We start from the raw sequence: 17,084 nt of genomic DNA, 5'->3' as shown, positions 1-17,084 counted from the left end.
ACTATGAATTTGGACGACGTAATCCAAAAAGTAATACATTATAATCCCAATGCCGACCTGGACGCTTTAAGGCTGGCTTATACCTTTGCTGAACGGGCGCATGACGGGCAGAAGCGGATTTCCGGCGAGCCTTACATTAACCATCCCCTGGCCATCGCATTTATACTTGCTGATCTGGAAATGGACGTGGATACGTTAATGGCCGGGATGCTGCACGACACTGTTGAGGACACCGGGGTTACTTTGGAAGACCTGGAGAAGAACTTCGGGCCGGAAGTGGCGAAACTGGTGGACGGGGTCACCAAGTTAAGCCGCCTGGAATACCGGTCCAAGGAGGATCGTCAGGTTGAAAACCTGCGTAAAATGTTTCTGGCCATGGCCCGTGATATCAGGGTGGTCTTGATTAAGCTGGCTGACCGGCTGCATAATATGCGCACACTGCAATTCCACCAGGAACATAAACAGCGGGAAATTGCGCTGGAAACCCTTGAGATTTTTGCCCCTTTAGCCCACCGTCTTGGTATCTACCGGCTTAAATGGGAGTTGGAGGACCTTGCTTTTCGTTTCAGCAACCCTGAAAAATATTATGAACTGGCCGACCTTGTCGCGCGAACACGTGATAAGCGTGAGGAGTATATAAACTATATCATCGATATTTTAAAAGCAAAGCTTAAAGAGGTTAAAATAAACGCAGAAATTTTAGGCCGGCCCAAAAACCTTTATAGTATTTATCAGAAAATGGAAAAACAGCAGCTGGAGTTTAACCAAATATATGATGTTATGGCAGTTAGGGTGCTTGTAGATTCCGTGCGTGATTGCTATGCCGTGCTGGGAACCGTTCATACCATGTGGGTGCCCATTCCCGGCCGGTTTAAGGATTATATTGCCATGCCCAAATCCAACATGTACCAGTCATTGCATACAACGGTGGTTAGTCCGCAAGGAGATCCGCTGGAAATCCAAATTAGAACCTGGGATATGCACCGTACCGCTGAATATGGCATTGCCGCTCACTGGAAATATAAAGAAGGAAGGGGCAAAGACGGTGACTTTGAACGCAGGCTTAGCTGGCTCAGGCAAATTCTGGACTGGGAGAAGGATTTAAAAGACGCCAGGGAATTCATGGAGAGTTTAAAGATAGATATATTTGCCGATGTGGTGTTCGTATTCACACCTAAAGGCGACGTTATGGAACTTCCAGGCGGATCAACTCCGCTTGATTTTGCCTACAGGGTGCACACCCAGGTCGGGCATACCTGCGTGGGGGCTAAAGTAAACAATAAAATTGTACCTCTTGACTATACGCTTAAAAACGGCGACAGGGTGGAGGTGTTGACCTCCAAACAAAGCCACGGGCCAAGTCGCGATTGGTTAAAGATTGTTAAAACCTCTCAGGCCAAAACAAAAATAAGACAATGGTTTAAAAAGGAGCAGCGGGAAGAGAATATAGCCAAGGGCCGGGACTTGCTGGAAAGGGAGATTAAAAAACAGGGCCTTGATGCTGACCTGATCAAGAATGATAAACTACTTGAGTTTGGAAAAAAAATGAACCTGGCGGACCTTGACGATGTTTACACCGCTGTCGGTGACGGCACCTTTTCCGCCGCCAGCATTGTTAATAAGCTGCGGGAAGAAACTTACCGGGAAGAAAAAAAGGAATCGGCCCGTAAAGAATTGGAAGCTGTGCTGCAACAGGAACCGCGGGCCCTGCCTTCCTGGGGTAAACCAACCCAGGGTATCCGGGTGCGTGGTGTTGATAATTTACTGATCAGGCTGGCGCATTGCTGTAACCCGGTACCCGGGGACGAAATTGTGGGTTATGTTACCCGTGGCAGGGGGGTTTCTATTCACCGTGAAGACTGCCACAATGTAGAGTCTTTGCTCAACGACCCCGACAGGCTGGTGGAAGTGGCCTGGGATAAAGATTTCCACTCTCCCTTCCAGGTGCGGCTGGAAATCGAAGGAACTAACCGGGCCGGTTTCTTGAACGATATTATGTCTGTTTTATCGGAGATGAAAATCAATGCCAACTGGGTTACCGCCCGGGGCCGCAAGGACAATACCGGAGTTGTTGAAATGCTGTTGGAAGTGAAAAATATTGAGCAACTGGACCATATTATGGGTAAATTCAGCCGGGTCAAAGATGTATACAGTGTGCACCGGAGGGGTAAATCAATGATCAAAGCGAGGGAAAACAATTGAGGGCGGTGGTGCAAAGAGTTGCCGGCGCTGCCGTTAGCGCACCAGGCAGGGAAAGACACGCCATCGGCCGGGGTTTGATGGTGCTGCTGGGCGTGGGCAGGGAAGACAATTTGGGGGATGTGCGTTATCTGGTGGATAAAACCGTTAATCTGCGGGTGTTTGAAGACGGTGCCGGCAAGATGAATCTGTCCGTTCAGGATATTGGCGGGGAGCTTTTGGTGGTGTCCCAGTTTACTTTGTATGGTGATTGCCGTAAGGGCCGCAGGCCGGGCTTCAGTGATGCGGCGCCACCGGAACGGGCACGCGAACTATACCTGGAATACGTAAAAGAAATTGAATTAACGGGCTTGAGGGTCGCTTCCGGCTATTTTCAGGAACACATGCTGGTGGAAATTATGAATGACGGCCCGGTAACATTATTGCTTGAAAGTAAAAAAAATTTTTAGAAAATTTTACCGGAGGGGAATATGATATTAAAAGCACTGGTAGTAGGGATGTTAGGCACTAATTGTTATATTATCGGCTGCGAGAAAACCGGCATTGGAGCAGTGGTGGATCCGGGGGCGGAAAGTGAGAGGGTGCTCGACGAATTAAAAAAGTTAAATTTAAACTGCCGGTACATAATTCTTACGCACGGTCATATGGACCATATTGGAGATGTTGGAGAGGTCAGGGCTGCCACCGGGGCCCTGGTGTTGATTCATGCCGCGGACGCTGGCAGGTTAGTTAACCCCGGCCGTTTTTCTGCTTTGCCTGTTGGGGAGATCAAGCCGGGGAATGCCGACCGCACTTTGCAGCATGGGGATGAAATTGAGGTGGGCACCATTAAGATCAAGGTTATCCATACGCCTGGTCATACTCCGGGTGGAATTTGCCTGGATATCGGGAATATCTTAATTACCGGTGACACCCTTTTTGCTGAATCAATTGGGCGGACTGATTTTCCCGGAGGCAGTTATACCGATTTAATCAATTCAATCAAGGAACGACTGCTGGTTTTTCCGGACGAGACCGGGGTTTATCCCGGGCATGGACCTTCGTCCACCATAGGGAACGAAAGGCGGTTTAACCCTTTTCTACAGTAAGGCTTGGAGGGATTATTGTGATATTAGAGGGTTTTGGAGTAGGGCCGATGGATGCCAATTGCTATATTATCGGCTGCAATGAAAAACGCGTTGCGGCGGTGGTTGATCCCGGGGCCGAGGGTAAGCGCATACTTGCCAAACTGGAGGAAATTAAATTAAAGTGCCAGTATATTATTCTTACTCACGGACATATCGACCATATTGGCGCTTTAAATGAAGTGCGGCAGGCAACCGGCGCAGAGGTGCTCGTTCACAAGAACGATGCTCCAATGTTAACCAATCCGGCTCACAATTTATCGTTGTTTATGGGTTCAGCTATAAAATGCAAACAAGCCGACCGGTTGCTGGAAGATGGTGACCGGGTGAATGTGGGGAATGTTAACCTGGAAATATTACATACTCCGGGACATACTCCGGGAGGAATCTGTATTAAGGTTGGCAACAATTTGATCACAGGAGATACGCTTTTTGCGGGCTCCGTAGGGCGTTCTGATTTTCCTGGCGGCAACCACAATGTAATGATTAAATCAATTAAAACAAAACTGCTGCAATTCCCGGATGAAACTAAAGTTTACCCCGGACACGGGCCGGCTTCCACCATAGGGGCAGAGAAAAAGTATAATCCGTTCTTATAACCGCAATTTTTTAGGTAGACCCCATGCCGATAACGCGGCGCAAGCAGAAGGGTGAAAATATAGTTAGCCGGTCATTGCGAGGAGCGAAGCGACGAAGCAATCTCAATTATAGGAAAGTGGACACACCCAGATTGCTTCGTTGCTCTCGCAATGACAGTAACGGAAATTGCGCAGCGCGCGGAGGGGACCGCCGGCCCTTTTTCCCTTGTCCCTTTTTTCTAATCTGCCTTTGCATTAACCGTTGAGAAATATGTCCCTGATCGAATATATTTTTCAGTGCACTCACAAGTAAATCCTTTTATTTAGTAATTTGAAAAATCAAAATTGCAGGAATATTAAGTTTGCTCCTAGTATTTATATTAATGGGGGTGTCTGTCTGATGAATAAAACAATTATTGGAGCATTACCGGGCGATCATAATTTAATGAACTATAGTGAATTAGTGCTCAATTTTAACTTTGAAGAATCAATAAGAGAGTTTTATGGTGAAGCAAAAGAGGCCAACATTAGTTATCATGTTCTGGAAAAAAATATCTCCAGGGGGTTGGGAGACAAGATAGCTCTTTATTATGAAGGAGATGAAAGGCAAGAAAGCTATACATTCTCTCAACTGCAAAGGCAAGTGAATAAGTTTGCTAATGTGCTGGATAAATGCGGTCTGGGCAAAGGAGACAGGATTGCGTTGTTTCTGCCCCGCACCCCGGAATTATACATAAGCTTTCTGGGGGCAGTTAAAAAAGGTTTGGTAGTGGTTCCAATTTTTGAAGCTTTTATGGAAGATGCAGTTAAAGAAAGACTTCTGGATAGTGCAGCTGCCGCGCTGGTAACAAACGCTGATTTATTGGCCCGCGTGCCGAAGCAAGAATTACCGGAGCTCAAGACTATTTTGTTGACCAAGGGGGGCCAGTATCAGGGAACGCTTGATTGGCACTCGGAAGTTGGTATGGCTTCTTCCGAGTCCGGCTATTGTCCTGTAGACAGGGAAGATCCCCTGTTCATACTGTATGCAGCCGGTGCGGACGGTCAGCCCAAGGGCTTGGTTCATGTGCACGGTTGTGCTCCCGGCTTATGGGTTACAGCAAATTGGGTGCACGATTTAAAAGCTGATGATGTTTACTGGTGTACTGCCGACCCCGGCTGGATTACGGGAATAGCTTATGGCTTTCTGGCTCCCTGGCTGCATGGTGTTACTGTTTTGGTTAAGGGGGGGCGTTTTGATGCGGCACGGTGGTGTGAGGTGCTTCAAAAGTACCGTGTCAGCGTTTGGTACAGTGCTCCTACAGCCTTTAGGATGATTATCGCGGCAGGCAAAGATACTTACGGTAAATATGATCTGAACAGGTTGAGGCATATTTTAAGCGTGGGAGAACCGCTTACGGAAGATGTCATGCAGTGGAGCCAGGCTGCCTTTGGTATTCCGATCTACGATACCTGGTGGATGAGCGAAACCGGGATGAATATGATTTGCAACTTTCGATGCCTTGATATTAAATTGGGATCGATCGGAAAGCCGGTTCCGGGGATTAAGGCTGCCGTGGTGGATGACCTGGGGAATGAACTGCCGCCCTATCGCATCGGAAACCTGGCCATCAAGGCCGGCTGGCCTGCCATGGCACGGGATGTATGGGGCAATCATCAAAAATATTTGGAGTATTTTCGATTAAAGCCCTGGTTTATATCCGGGGATGCTGCGTACATGGACGAGGACGGTTACTTTTACTTTCAAGGCCGGGTGGATGGAATTATTAATACTGCCGGGGAAAGGGTCGGACCGTGGGAAGTTGAAAAGAAATTAAAGGAGCATCCGGCTGTTAAAGATGCCGGTGTAGCCGGCAAGCCGGATAAGATCAGGGGTGAAATCGTTAAGGCTTATATTGTGTTAAACCAGGGTTTCACCTGGTCGGAAAATTTGGCCCAGGAACTGCGTAACTATGTAAAAACCGGCCTTGCTGCTCATGCTTCACCCAGGCAATTTGAGGTTAAGGAAAGCATACCCAAAACCCCGGACGGTAAAGTTGACCGTAAAGTGCTCCGGGGCTGGGCGTTGGAATTAGGAAAACGTTAGTGGTCCCGCTTACGTTGGGGACATACCTCCATCCCCAAGGCTTGACCCTTAAGGGGAGGTGTGTCCCCTTTCCTATTTTGACACCCGCAGTGGGTGTCATGTCTTTTTTGGTAACCCGCACCTTCAAGGGCGTCTATCATCTGCTGCCTGATGCTGTCCAGATATTGACGACGCAACTTTTGCTGCTCTTCTTTTTCCTCTGCGGTTAATCCTTCATAACGTTCTTTCCGGGCCAGGTAGTTGATCCGATTTACCAGTTCCATGCTGGTCATGGTGTATCACCTCGTATTTTGCATTATACCACCCGCTTATAAAAAACGCACGTTCAAGATCAAACAAACCGGGTATCTACTTAACTAAAGTAGCCTTATTTGTCATTGCGAGGAGCGAAGCGACGTGGCAATCCCAGCTTGAGATTGCTTCGCTGCGCTCGCAATGACAAAAGCGTTGCACTCGCAGCAAAAGTGCTGCAAATGGGTTTATCGTGCTCAGGTTGACAAAAATCACGATATTACATAAAATTGGATTGGTATGCACAAGCAGGCTTGCAGGCCTGCCCTCCCGTTTCCTGCGCGGATACGGGAGTTTTCTGTTGGTTAAAGGAGGAACAACTATGCTGACTACGCGTCCGCGAGGGACCGCAGACATTTTACCGGGGCAGGTTGAGAAATGGCAGTATGTAGAGAGTGTTGCCGCCCGGGTTTTCAGAGATTACGGGTACCGTGAAATACGCCTCCCCATTTTTGAACATACCGAGCTGTTTATACGGGGTGTGGGGGAAGATACCGATATCGTGGAAAAGGAAATGTACACTTTTAAAGACCGGGGTGGGCGGAGCATTACCCTGCGTCCTGAAGGGACTGCGGCTGCGGCCCGGGCCTACCTGGAAAACAAGCTTTATGCCGGCCCACAACCCGTAAAGCTATATTATTCAGGCCCCATGTTTAGATATGACCGCCCACAGGCCGGTCGTTACAGACAGTTTCACCAATTTGGGGTGGAAGTGTTTGGCTCGCATCACCCTGCGGTGGACGCGGAAGTAATGGCATTGGTGATGGATTTTTATGGCAGGTTAGGGCTGAATGATCTGGAATTGCATGTTAACAGCGTGGGATGCCCGAACTGCAGGCCCGGGGTGCGCAGGGCGCTGCAAGAATATTTCCGCCCGTCACTGGAGGAACTATGCCCCAATTGTAAAAACAGGTATGAGCGCAACCCGCTGCGTATACTTGACTGTAAAAGTGAAAGATGTGCTGAATTAGCTAAAACGGCACCCACAACAGTTGATTGTTTGTGTCCCGATTGTGAACAGCACTTTTTGCAGGTTCAACAGTATTTGCGCGATTTAGGTGTTCCTTTTGTATTAAACAAAAGTTTGGTTCGCGGTCTGGATTATTATACCCACACCGCTTTTGAAATAATGGCTCCGGATATTGGCGCACAAAGCTCAGTAGGCGGAGGCGGGCGGTATAACGGGCTGGTTGAGGCCTGCGGCGGACCATCCATACCGGGCATAGGAGCTGCGCTGGGGATTGAAAGAATTATATTGGCCATGGAAAACAGGGGGCTGATACCTGCAATCAAAGCCGGACCGGATGTATTCCTGGCCACTGCCGGAGATGAGCCGGCCAGGGAAGGCTTTAAGCTCCTGGCGGAACTCCGGGCTGCGGGTGTTGCTTCCGACATGGATTACCAGGGACGAAGTCTTAAAGCCCAGATGAAGTATGCCGCAAAGGTAGAGGCGCTTTATACCATTATTCTTGGCGAAGAGGAAATGGGGCGCGGCTGCGTGTCGTTGCGCGACATGGCGGCGGGCAGCCAGCGGGAAGTTGCCAGACAAGACGTGATTAAAGTTTTAAAAGAACTATTAAACGGCTGCTGTGACTGACGAATTTTTTTGGAGGTTTATAAAATGATTGACTCAATGCAAGGCATTAAACGCACCCATTACTGCGGGCAGCTATCCGCCCGTGAGGAAGGCCAAATTGTGACACTAACAGGATGGGTAGATACTCGTCGTGATCACGGCGGCCTGATTTTCGTAGATTTGCGGGACCGGACCGGTTTGATTCAGGTGGTTTTCAGCCCCGATATTAACCGGGAATCTTTTGAAAAGGCAGAGGGAGTGCGCAGTGAGTACGTGCTTGCTGTCGTCGGCAAGGTTAGGCTGAGGCCGGAAGGAACAGCCAATCCCAATTTGAGCACCGGAGAGGTTGAAGTAATGGTGGATGAGCTCAGAGTGCTCAACCGCGCCAAGACCCCGCCGTTTTACATTGAAGACGGGATTGATGTTGATGAGAACCTGCGCCTGCGCTACCGGTACCTGGACCTGCGCCGCCCTGAAATGCAGCGTGCCATGGAACTTAGATACCGTGCCAGTAAATTAGTTCGTGATTTTCTGGATAAAAACGGTTTCTGGGAAATTGAAACACCCATGCTTATCCGCAGCACCCCTGAGGGGGCCAGGGATTACCTTGTGCCCAGCCGCTTGAATCCCGGGCGTTTTTACGCCTTGCCCCAATCTCCCCAGCAGTTTAAACAGATTTTAATGGTTGCAGGCATGGACAGGTATTATCAAATAGTAAAGTGTTTCAGGGATGAGGATCTGCGGGCCGACCGGCAGCCGGAGTTTACCCAAATAGATATAGAAATGTCCTTTGTTGATGTTGAAGACGTTTTATCCCTGATGGAGGATATGATTGCCGGGCTGTGCCGTGCCATTACAGGTATAGAAGTTGCCACACCCTTTATGCGCCTGACTTACCGCGAGGCGATGGATCGTTTTGGATCGGACAAGCCCGATACCAGGTTTGGCATGGAACTGGTGGATATAACTGATCTTGCAGGCAGGTGTGACTTTAAGGTATTTAACTCTACGGTGGAAAACGGCGGTGTGGTCAAGGGGATCAACGCCACCGGCTGCGGCAGTTTCAGCCGCAAGGATATTGATGATTTGACAAAATTTGTTTCTATCTACAGGGCGCGCGGCCTGGCTTACTTTATTGTCACCCCGGAAGGAGTTAAGTCCCCCATCACCAAATTTTTCAGCGACCGGGAAATTCAGATCATTATTGATCGAATGCAAGCAGCCCCCGGTGACCTGCTGTTATTTGTAGCCGACAATCCAAATGTGGCTGCAACCGTGCTGGGGGCATTGAGGTTGCATTTAGCGGAGCGGATGAACTTGATTCAGGCGAACAAGTTTAACTTCTTGTGGGTTACCGATTTTCCACTGCTTGAATACGACGAGGAAGAAAACCGTTGGGCAGCAATGCACCACCCCTTCACTTCGCCGCGTGAAGAGGATATCCCGCTGCTGCAGACGGACCCGGGTAAAGTCAGGGCCAGGGCGTATGACATGGTGCTGAACGGTGTGGAAATTGGCGGGGGCAGCATTAGGATTAACCGCCGGGACGTGCAGGAAATGATGTTTGATGCCATAGGTCTGTCCAGGGAAGAAGCATATGAAAAGTTTGGGTTTATGCTGGAGGCTTTTGAGTACGGTACCCCGCCGCACGGTGGCATCGCCTTTGGCTTTGATCGGCTGATCATGCTGCTGGCCGGTAAGAAAACTATCCGGGATGTAATTGCTTTTCCAAAGACAGCAAGCGCCACTGATTTAATGACTATGGCACCGGGACCTGTGGATGAGCGCCAACTGAGGGAATTAAGCATTAAAACCGTTGTAAAAAAATAGAAAAAGCTGTGCGGAGTCGCATTTGTATAAAAAGTAAATAACTAGAAGAAAATATAAAAAATTAATAACCGATGTTAGCCCTTGCTTTAAAAGTCGAAAACATGTTAATATAAATTCACATTAATAAACACACCCTGCGGTGTTCGTGACCCCTCGAAGTTTTGAGCCAACACTTATTGTATGGGAGTCCGGCTCTGGCTGTGTAATGTATACCTCAAGAGGAAGGGGGACACACCTCTTTCTGAGGAATGTCCCCAATTACGGTAAGGAACACACCTCCTTCGGAGAAGTTCCCCAATTATGAGGAAACAGGAAGCACTCAGGAGGACACCCACCTGTTTGAGAACAGGTTCAAGAAAACTTTGAGGATACCCTCACGGCACAGTGGGGTTATAACCGTACTGTTTTATTCAAGTTTCCAGGGTCAACTTTGGTTGATGACCTGGAAACTTTTTATTAATGTTTACAAAACGCGTGGTGTTTTCATGAATTATGAAATTTTTCGCCGCTGTGAATACTTAATCGGCAGATCGGGATTGGAAAAACTGTCCGTCAGCACGGTTGCGATTTTCGGACTGGGTGGCGTCGGGTCTTATGCAGCGGAAGCACTGGCCCGGGCAGGGGTGGGAAATTTAATTATTGTTGATTATGACACTGTGGATATTACTAATATCAACAGGCAATTACACGCTTTGAACAGTACGGTTGGCCAGCCGAAAACCGGTTTGATGGCTTTACGCTTGCGGGAAATAAATCCCGGCCTGGTTGTGGACGCCCTGCAATTGAAATTCAGCCCGGAAACGGCTGCGGAAATATTTAACGGGAAAAACATAGATTTTATCATCGATGCCATTGATGATGTAGAAAACAAGGCGGCTCTGATTAGGGAAAGCGTTAACAGGGGGGTGCCCATTGTTTCGGCGATGGGTGCGGGCAATAAATTGGATCCGACCTCATTTAAAGTATCAAGTATATGGAAAACTACTGTCTGCCCGCTGGCCAGAGTGATGCGCAAAAAACTCAAAGCTGCGGGAGTCAACGCTGATATACCCGTAGTTTACTCCATGGAATGTCCTCGTCCAACAGCTGTAGCAAATACAGGCGAAAAGCAAGTCCCGGGAAGTATTTCTTTTGTGCCGCCGGTGGCGGGTTTTATTCTGGCAGCGTATGTGGTGGATAAGTTGCTCTCTCTGGATATTTTTTCCGACAGGTGAATTGACATTTTCTTACCGGGAATATTATAATTGACATGGACAAACGGGTGAATACTTAAGTTTGGTAATCACATATAATAGATAGGCCGGGGTTTGTAAGGTAAGTAATTCTTAAAATGCTATAGCAGCATGGAAAGAATGGTAGTTATGCATTTAATAATTAAGTAACACAGGGATTGCGAAAGGAGAGAGTATTGTGGCAAGCGACAAGATTAGTATTTTAGGGGAAGCTAATTTTAAGGATTTTGTTAGTGGTTCGGACATTCCTGTATTAGTTGACTTCTGGGCTGAATGGTGCGGACCCTGCAAAATGATTGCCCCTGTCGTTGAAGAAATTGCTGTGGATAATGAAGGCAAATTGAAAGTCGCCAAACTTAATGTGGATGAAAACAAATCCGTGCCAACTCAGTTTAGTGTCGTGAGCATCCCAACACTGATCATTTTTAAGGATGGCAAAGAAGTTGAAAGAATTGTAGGCTTTAGAACTAAAAAGGAACTGCAGGCCATTGTTGACAAGTATGTGGCTTAATCGCACCCAATAATGCTTTGGTGCGCTCGCAATGCGGAACCGCCAATAATAAATAATAATGGTGATTATATAGCTATCAAGGCCGGGAACTGGTGTTTCCGGCTTTTATCATTTATCAGCGGAAGGCCCCCACTTCTGCATCCGGCTGTATGCTCATAAAGTGGGTAATAAATGACGGTTACCATCAAGAACATATGTTCCAATAGCTAACATTTTATGATACAATGAAAATAGACAAAACGCGAGGAAAAGGGGTGTAAGGGGTGAACCCAATGGAAGATTTATTCCGGCAAGCGGCGTCCCGAAATATGGCTAAATCGGCCCCCCTGGCGCTGCGCATGCGTCCACAGACCCTGGAAGAATTTGAAGAGCAGACCGGTATAGTGGGCCCGGGACGCCCCCTGCGGCAGCTGATAGGCAGCGGGGCGCTGCAATCAGTAATCTTTTTCGGGCCGCCTGGCACGGGCAAAACAACGCTGGCCCATATTATTGCCGGTATGACCAGCGCCCATTTTGAAAAAATTAATGCTGTCATGGCAGGGGTTGCGGATATTCGCAGGGTGGTGGATCAGGCCGGGGACCGTCTCGCCATGTACGGGCGGCGAACAGTCATGTTTATTGACGAAATTCACCGCTTTAACAAAGCCCAGCAGGACGCTTTACTGCCTTTTGTAGAGGACGGTACTGTTATCTTGATTGGCTCGACAACAGAGAACCCAATGTTTTCGGTTAACAGGCCGCTGTTGTCCCGGTCACTCATGTACCGCCTGGAGTTGTTGTCCAGTGCAGCCTTGTCCAGGATCGTTCACAGGGCGCTTTTGGATAAAGACCGTGGTTTGGGCGATTATAATGTTGACCTTAGCGGCGATGTGCTCAAGATTATCGTAAACTTTGCCAACGGGGACGCCCGGACTGCATTAAATGTGCTGGAAATGGCTGTTCTAACCACACCGCCTGGAGATAACGGGGTTAGGGTAATAACAGAGGACACCGTTCGCAATGTATGCCAGAACAGGGTCATCCAGTTCGACCGGGAAGACGAGCATTATGACGTCACCTCCGCGTTTATTAAAAGCATGCGGGGGTCAGACCCCCAGGCCACCTTGTATTGGCTGGCCCGGCTGCTGCATGCCGGCGATGACCCGGTTTTTATCGCCAGAAGGATAATGATACTTGCGGCTGAAGACGTGGGGCTGGCTGACCCGCAGGCTCTTGTTATTGCTGCTTCGGCGGCCCAGGCGGTGGAGCGCATAGGCATGCCGGAAGCAAGGATAATCCTCGCCGAGGCTGCTGTATATTGCGCCCTGGCCCCTAAAAGCAACGCGGCGTATATGGGAATCGAATCCGCCCTGGAGGCGGTGCGGGGTGAGCGTGCAGGCGCCGTGCCGCTGCACCTCAGGGATACCAGCTACAGTGGTGCCAAAAAGTTAGGTCACGGAAAGGGGTATCTATACCCGCACAACTACCCGGGACACTGGGTACAGCAGGAGTACCTCCCTGATAACTTGAAAAACAAGGAATTTTACCTCCCGTCGGAACAGGGCCGGGAAAAGGAATTGAACGAAAAGCTGCGTAAACTGCGCAGTTAAACCTGAGTAAAAAAGTAGGTTTTCTAATTGACAATATCCGATCGGAATGCTAAGATATTATTGTTTAATTCCGAGTTGAAAAGTCTGATTTAAAAGGGGGTGGGAAATTGCGTCTGTCCACTAGGGGACACTACGGACTGAAGGCAATGTTTGACCTGGCCCAACATTATGGTTCTGAACCCATCCCGTTAAAAACGGTGGCCGAGCGACAAAATATATCGGATAACTACCTGGAACAATTAATAGCTATTTTGCGCAAAGCCGGCCTGGTAAAAAGTATCCGCGGCTCCCAGGGGGGTTATATATTAGCCCGCGAACCGGGTAATATAACAGTGGGTGATATCATCAGGGCTATGGAAGGCCCCATAGCGCCGGTTGACTGCGTCAGTGAAGTTGAGCCTGCTGAGTGCACCCAGGCCGATTCTTGCATCACCAGAACCGTTTGGGCCAAGGTAAGGGACAGGCTGGCGGAAGTGATGGACTCTATAAGCCTGGCCGATATGTTGCGCGATGCTGAAAACTTACTGGAGAACAAGCAATGATTAATCCCTTAAAGGAGGAACTTAGCTGTGCGCAGAGTCTATTTTGACCACAGTGCAACGACACCGGTCCGCCCGGAAGTTGCAGAGGAAATGCAGAAATTTTTAGCTGACAACTTTGGCAATCCAACCAGCCTGCATTATTTCGGCCGCCAGGCCCGCAAAGCGCTGGAAGAAGCCAGGGAAAAGGTGGCGGCTTCAATTGGGGCAAAGCCGGAAGAAATTATTTTTAACAGTGGCGGCACAGAATCAGATAATATGGCCATTCATGGTGTTGCCATGCTCAACCTAAACCGCGGTAACCATATTATTACCTCGGCTATCGAGCATCATGCCGTTTTAAATACTTTTAAAGCGCTGGGTAAGCAGGGTTTTACGGTAACCATATTGCCGGTGGACAAATACGGTATGGTCAGTATAGATGACCTGTCAAATGCTATTACCGATAAAACAACATTAATCAGTATCATGCACGCCAGCAACGAAGTGGGCACCATACAGCCCATTAAAGAGATGGCTGCGCTGGCTAAAGAAAAAGGTGTCTTTTTCCATACGGACGCCGTCCAGAGCATGGGCAAAATTCCAGTGAATGTTGACGACCTGGGTGTGGATTTGTTATCGATTAGCGGCCATAAAATTTACGGGCCTAAAGGTGTTGGCGCGCTTTATGTGCGCAAGGGCACCCGTTGGAAACAATCACTGTTCCATGGTGGGGCACAAGAAAGACTGCGCCGTGCGGGCACCGAAAATGTGCCGGGTATTATTGGCCTGGGCCGGGCCTGTGAGCTGGCTGTTCAGGAGCTGAAAATGGAGTCAACCCGGTTGGCCGGACTGCGGGATAAACTAATCAAAAACGTGCTGGATAATATTGCTTACACCAGGCTTACAGGCCATCCAACGAAGCGGCTGCCAAACCATGCCAGTTTCTGCTTTGAATTTATCGAGGGTGAGTCGATGCTCTTGAGCCTTGACATGAAGGGGATTGCTGCTTCCAGTGGCTCCGCCTGTACCTCCGGCTCTTTGGAGCCATCGCATGTATTGCTGGCCATGGGTATACCCCACGAGTTGGCCCACGGCTCCATTCGCATAACTCTGGGGCGGGATAATACTGAAGAAGATATTGATTACTTTATGGAAGTTATGCCTCCAATCGTGGAAAGATTAAGGGCCATGTCTCCGCTGGATCAGGAAAACGAATTTGTTATGGAAAGCAGCTGTGCTGCGTGCAAGGCCAGTACCTCCTGTCACAGGTAAAGTTATATGTGTGGCAATCTATTTGCCGTCATGGTTAATCTTGTATAAATACTGGAGTTCAAGTAAAAAATATTCCGGGGAGGATGCGGGGTATGTATACAGAAAAGGTAATGGACCATTTTGAAAATCCGCGCAATGTAGGCGAAATTCCGGATGCAGACGGGGTTGGCCAGGTTGGTAATCCCACCTGTGGGGATATCATGAAAATCTACTTAAAAATCAAAGATGGAATTATCGAAGATATTAAATTTAAAACCTTTGGTTGCGGCGCCGCCATTGCAACCAGCAGTATGGTAACCGAAATGGCCAAAGGTAAGACCATTGAGGAAGCTCTTAAATTGAGCAATAAAGCAGTGGCAGAAGCCCTCGGGGGACTTCCGCCCAAAAAAATGCACTGCTCCAACCTTGCAGCAGATGCATTGCATGCGGCTATAAAAGATTATGAAAGCAAACAAAAATAACCGGGTGGTAAGTTACAGATGAATGATTCCGGTAAACTTGTAGTTGTAGCTATGAGCGGCGGCGTGGACAGTTCTGTCACCGCCGCTCTTTTAATTGAACAGGGCTATAGGGTAATTGGTGTTACCATGCAGATTTGGGATCCCGGTCAGACCGAGGTGGCCGGGGATTTTGTCGGCTGCTGCTCGCTTTCTGCGGTGGAGGACGCCCGGGCTGTGGCAAACAAATTGGATATACCCTATTACGTGCTAAATTTTCACGATTTATTTAAAAAGACTGTGGTGGACGATTTTTGTCGGGAATACCTGCGCGGCAGAACACCAAATCCGTGCGTGGTTTGTAACCGTAAAATCAAATTTGAAGCTTTGCTGAGAAAAGCCATGTCGCTGGAGGCCGATTACGTTGCGACCGGCCATTATGCCAAAATTGGCTATAACCGGGACACCGGGCGATATACGATTAAAAAGGCGCGGGACTCGCGTAAGGACCAGACCTATTTTTTATACACCATGACCCAGGAACAACTGGCTCACACTTTAATGCCACTGGGTGATTATACCAAGGATGAGGTTCGGCGCATGGCTGCCGAAAAGGGCCTAAAGGTGGCTGAGAAACCGGAAAGCCAGGAAATATGTTTTGTAACCGATAACGATTATCGCAATTTTTTAAGGGAAAATGTTGGTGATGAGATTAAGCCGGGCCCGTTTCTTGACCTGGAGGGAAAGGAAATCGGGCGCCACGAGGGCATTGCCTTTTACACTATCGGACAAAGGCGCGGCTTAGGCCTGGCCATGGGAGAAAGAGTTTACGTTGTAGGTATTGACCCTGCCCGAAACGCAGTGATTATTGGGACCGAGGATGCGTTAAACAGAAACAGCCTGATCGCAGGCAACTTGAACTACATAGCAGTGGAAGGAATAACAGGTGTCGAAAAAGTGGAGGCCCAGATACGATACAATAGTAAGCCTCAACCAGCTGCATTAACACCTGTTTCAGGTAACAGGCTGAGGGTTGATTTTGACCGGCCTCAAAGAGCTATCACACCGGGGCAGGCAGTTGTTTTTTATCGCGGCGAGGAGCTACTGGGTGGCGGAACCATAGAGGCTTTAACGGAATAAATTTTCTCGGGCATCCTTTCTCTTGGGTGCGTATATCAGTTGGGGACATTCCTCCGAAGGAGGTGTGCCCCCTTTCTTTATTCATCACTAGCGGGGATCCACCTGACCTCCAGGCATACTTTATCATTATCCAAAGGTCACATGAGGGATAATTAGTGAGTGTGGATTTATTGCAACCCGCACTCTTTTATTTGGGCGAAATTCGAGGATTTTCAACAAAAATAAAAGAACGGTGAAAATTTGTTATAATAATTTAGCCCCATTGGTAGAAATTACTTGTTGCAGGGCAAGCAACAAAGTGATATATTAATAAATGTCGCCGCGCGAGTGGCGGCGGGGAAAAGGATCACAGGACGGAAATGGCAGCGAGTCGACCAGAAAATACCGGTTGACCGCAGCCGACCGGATGTGATACTATAAAGATCCGGCCGAGAACGCCGGTTGGTCCTTGAAAACTAAACAGAGTTGAGATGCGATTGCGCGCGAGCGCAAACAAAGCAAACGAACCTCGTCAAAGCAAAAGCTTTGAAGAGTAATTTCAAACGAGAGCAAAGATTAAACTCTTTATAAAAAAATACATTGAGAGTTTGATCCTGGCTCAGGACGAACGCTGGCGGCGTGCTTAACACATGCAAGTCGAACGGAGAATAGCAAGAAGCTTACTTTTTGCTAGACTTAGTGGCGGACGGGTGAGTAAC

General features: G+C 48.5%; 15 protein-coding genes, 1 rRNA gene and 1 other RNA gene. 16 read left to right on the top strand and 1 reads right to left on the bottom strand.

Going from position 1 to position 17,084, the window contains the following annotated elements:
- The first annotated feature begins 3 nt into the window (after positions 1 to 3).
- The 5 genes from H569_RS0101370 (at position 4) to acsA (ending at position 5,987) form a co-directional block, all read left to right on the top strand.
- A complete protein-coding gene (locus H569_RS0101370) occupies positions 4 to 2,202 on the top strand; it encodes a RelA/SpoT family protein (protein WP_027363498.1) in 2,199 nt (732 codons plus the stop codon).
- Entirely contained in the window at positions 2,199 to 2,648 is a 450-nt protein-coding gene (gene dtd, locus H569_RS0101365) for a D-aminoacyl-tRNA deacylase (protein ID WP_027363497.1), read from the top strand. The genes H569_RS0101370 and dtd overlap by 4 nt, the downstream gene beginning before the upstream one ends.
- A gap of 21 nt (positions 2,649 to 2,669) precedes the next feature.
- Entirely contained in the window at positions 2,670 to 3,287 is a 618-nt protein-coding gene (locus H569_RS0101360) for an MBL fold metallo-hydrolase (RefSeq protein ID WP_027363496.1), read from the top strand.
- Positions 3,288 to 3,304: 17 nt separating this feature from the next.
- Positions 3,305 to 3,922 carry an MBL fold metallo-hydrolase gene (locus H569_RS0101355; protein ID WP_027363495.1) on the top strand — a complete coding sequence of 206 codons (618 nt, stop codon included), beginning with the start codon at positions 3,305 to 3,307 and terminating at the stop codon, positions 3,920 to 3,922.
- Positions 3,923 to 4,301: 379 nt separating this feature from the next.
- Positions 4,302 to 5,987 (top strand): acetate--CoA ligase, encoded by a 1,686-nt coding sequence (gene acsA / locus H569_RS0101350; RefSeq protein WP_027363494.1) that lies wholly within the window; start codon positions 4,302 to 4,304, stop codon positions 5,985 to 5,987.
- Here the strand turns inward: acsA and H569_RS18875 are convergent.
- Positions 5,984 to 6,259 carry a DUF896 domain-containing protein gene (locus H569_RS18875; protein WP_034629150.1) on the bottom strand — a complete coding sequence of 92 codons (276 nt, stop codon included), beginning with the start codon at positions 6,257 to 6,259 and terminating at the stop codon, positions 5,984 to 5,986. The genes acsA and H569_RS18875 overlap by 4 nt on opposite strands.
- 341 nt (positions 6,260 to 6,600) lie before the next feature.
- Here H569_RS18875 and hisS point away from each other — a divergent pair, with 341 nt between their 5' ends.
- The 11 genes from hisS to H569_RS0101295 form a co-directional block, all read left to right on the top strand.
- Positions 6,601 to 7,875: a histidine--tRNA ligase gene (gene hisS / locus H569_RS0101340; RefSeq protein WP_027363493.1), complete on the top strand. Its 1,275-nt coding sequence runs from the start codon at positions 6,601 to 6,603 to the stop codon at positions 7,873 to 7,875.
- A gap of 24 nt (positions 7,876 to 7,899) precedes the next feature.
- Positions 7,900 to 9,684, top strand: coding sequence for an aspartate--tRNA ligase (gene aspS, locus H569_RS0101335; protein WP_027363492.1), 1,785 nt, complete (start codon positions 7,900 to 7,902; stop codon positions 9,682 to 9,684).
- Positions 9,685 to 9,812: 128 nt separating this feature from the next.
- Positions 9,813 to 10,079: non-coding RNA, 6S RNA (ssrS, locus tag H569_RS21610), on the top strand.
- A gap of 90 nt (positions 10,080 to 10,169) precedes the next feature.
- Positions 10,170 to 10,898 carry a tRNA threonylcarbamoyladenosine dehydratase gene (locus tag H569_RS0101330; protein WP_027363491.1) on the top strand — a complete coding sequence of 243 codons (729 nt, stop codon included), beginning with the start codon at positions 10,170 to 10,172 and terminating at the stop codon, positions 10,896 to 10,898.
- 196 nt (positions 10,899 to 11,094) lie between these two features.
- Entirely contained in the window at positions 11,095 to 11,427 is a 333-nt protein-coding gene (gene trxA / locus H569_RS0101325; RefSeq protein ID WP_027363490.1) for a thioredoxin, read from the top strand.
- 272 nt (positions 11,428 to 11,699) lie between these two features.
- Positions 11,700 to 13,016 (top strand): replication-associated recombination protein A, encoded by a 1,317-nt coding sequence (locus H569_RS0101320; RefSeq protein ID WP_027363489.1) that lies wholly within the window; start codon positions 11,700 to 11,702, stop codon positions 13,014 to 13,016.
- Positions 13,017 to 13,123: 107 nt separating this feature from the next.
- On the top strand, positions 13,124 to 13,558 hold the full coding sequence (locus H569_RS0101315; RefSeq protein WP_027363488.1) for an RrF2 family transcriptional regulator: 435 nt from the start codon (positions 13,124 to 13,126) through the stop codon (positions 13,556 to 13,558).
- Positions 13,559 to 13,585: 27 nt separating this feature from the next.
- Positions 13,586 to 14,809 carry a cysteine desulfurase NifS gene (nifS, locus tag H569_RS0101310; protein ID WP_027363487.1) on the top strand — a complete coding sequence of 408 codons (1,224 nt, stop codon included), beginning with the start codon at positions 13,586 to 13,588 and terminating at the stop codon, positions 14,807 to 14,809.
- Between the two features lie 92 nt (positions 14,810 to 14,901).
- Positions 14,902 to 15,270, top strand: coding sequence for a Fe-S cluster assembly scaffold protein NifU (gene nifU, locus H569_RS0101305; RefSeq protein WP_027363486.1), 369 nt, complete (start codon positions 14,902 to 14,904; stop codon positions 15,268 to 15,270).
- An 18-nt stretch (positions 15,271 to 15,288) separates the two neighbouring features.
- Positions 15,289 to 16,386, top strand: coding sequence for a tRNA 2-thiouridine(34) synthase MnmA (gene mnmA, locus H569_RS0101300; protein ID WP_027363485.1), 1,098 nt, complete (start codon positions 15,289 to 15,291; stop codon positions 16,384 to 16,386).
- 575 nt (positions 16,387 to 16,961) lie between these two features.
- A 16S ribosomal RNA gene (locus H569_RS0101295) occupies positions 16,962 to 17,084 on the top strand; the annotation flags it as partial.

Origin of the sequence: Desulfotruncus alcoholivorax DSM 16058 (assembly GCF_000430885.1) — a bacterium.
GTDB classification, from domain to species: domain Bacteria; phylum Bacillota; class Desulfotomaculia; order Desulfotomaculales; family Desulfallaceae; genus Desulfotruncus; species Desulfotruncus alcoholivorax.
Note: the sequence above shows the minus strand (reverse complement) of the source record. Positions and strands in the feature narration are given on the sequence as shown.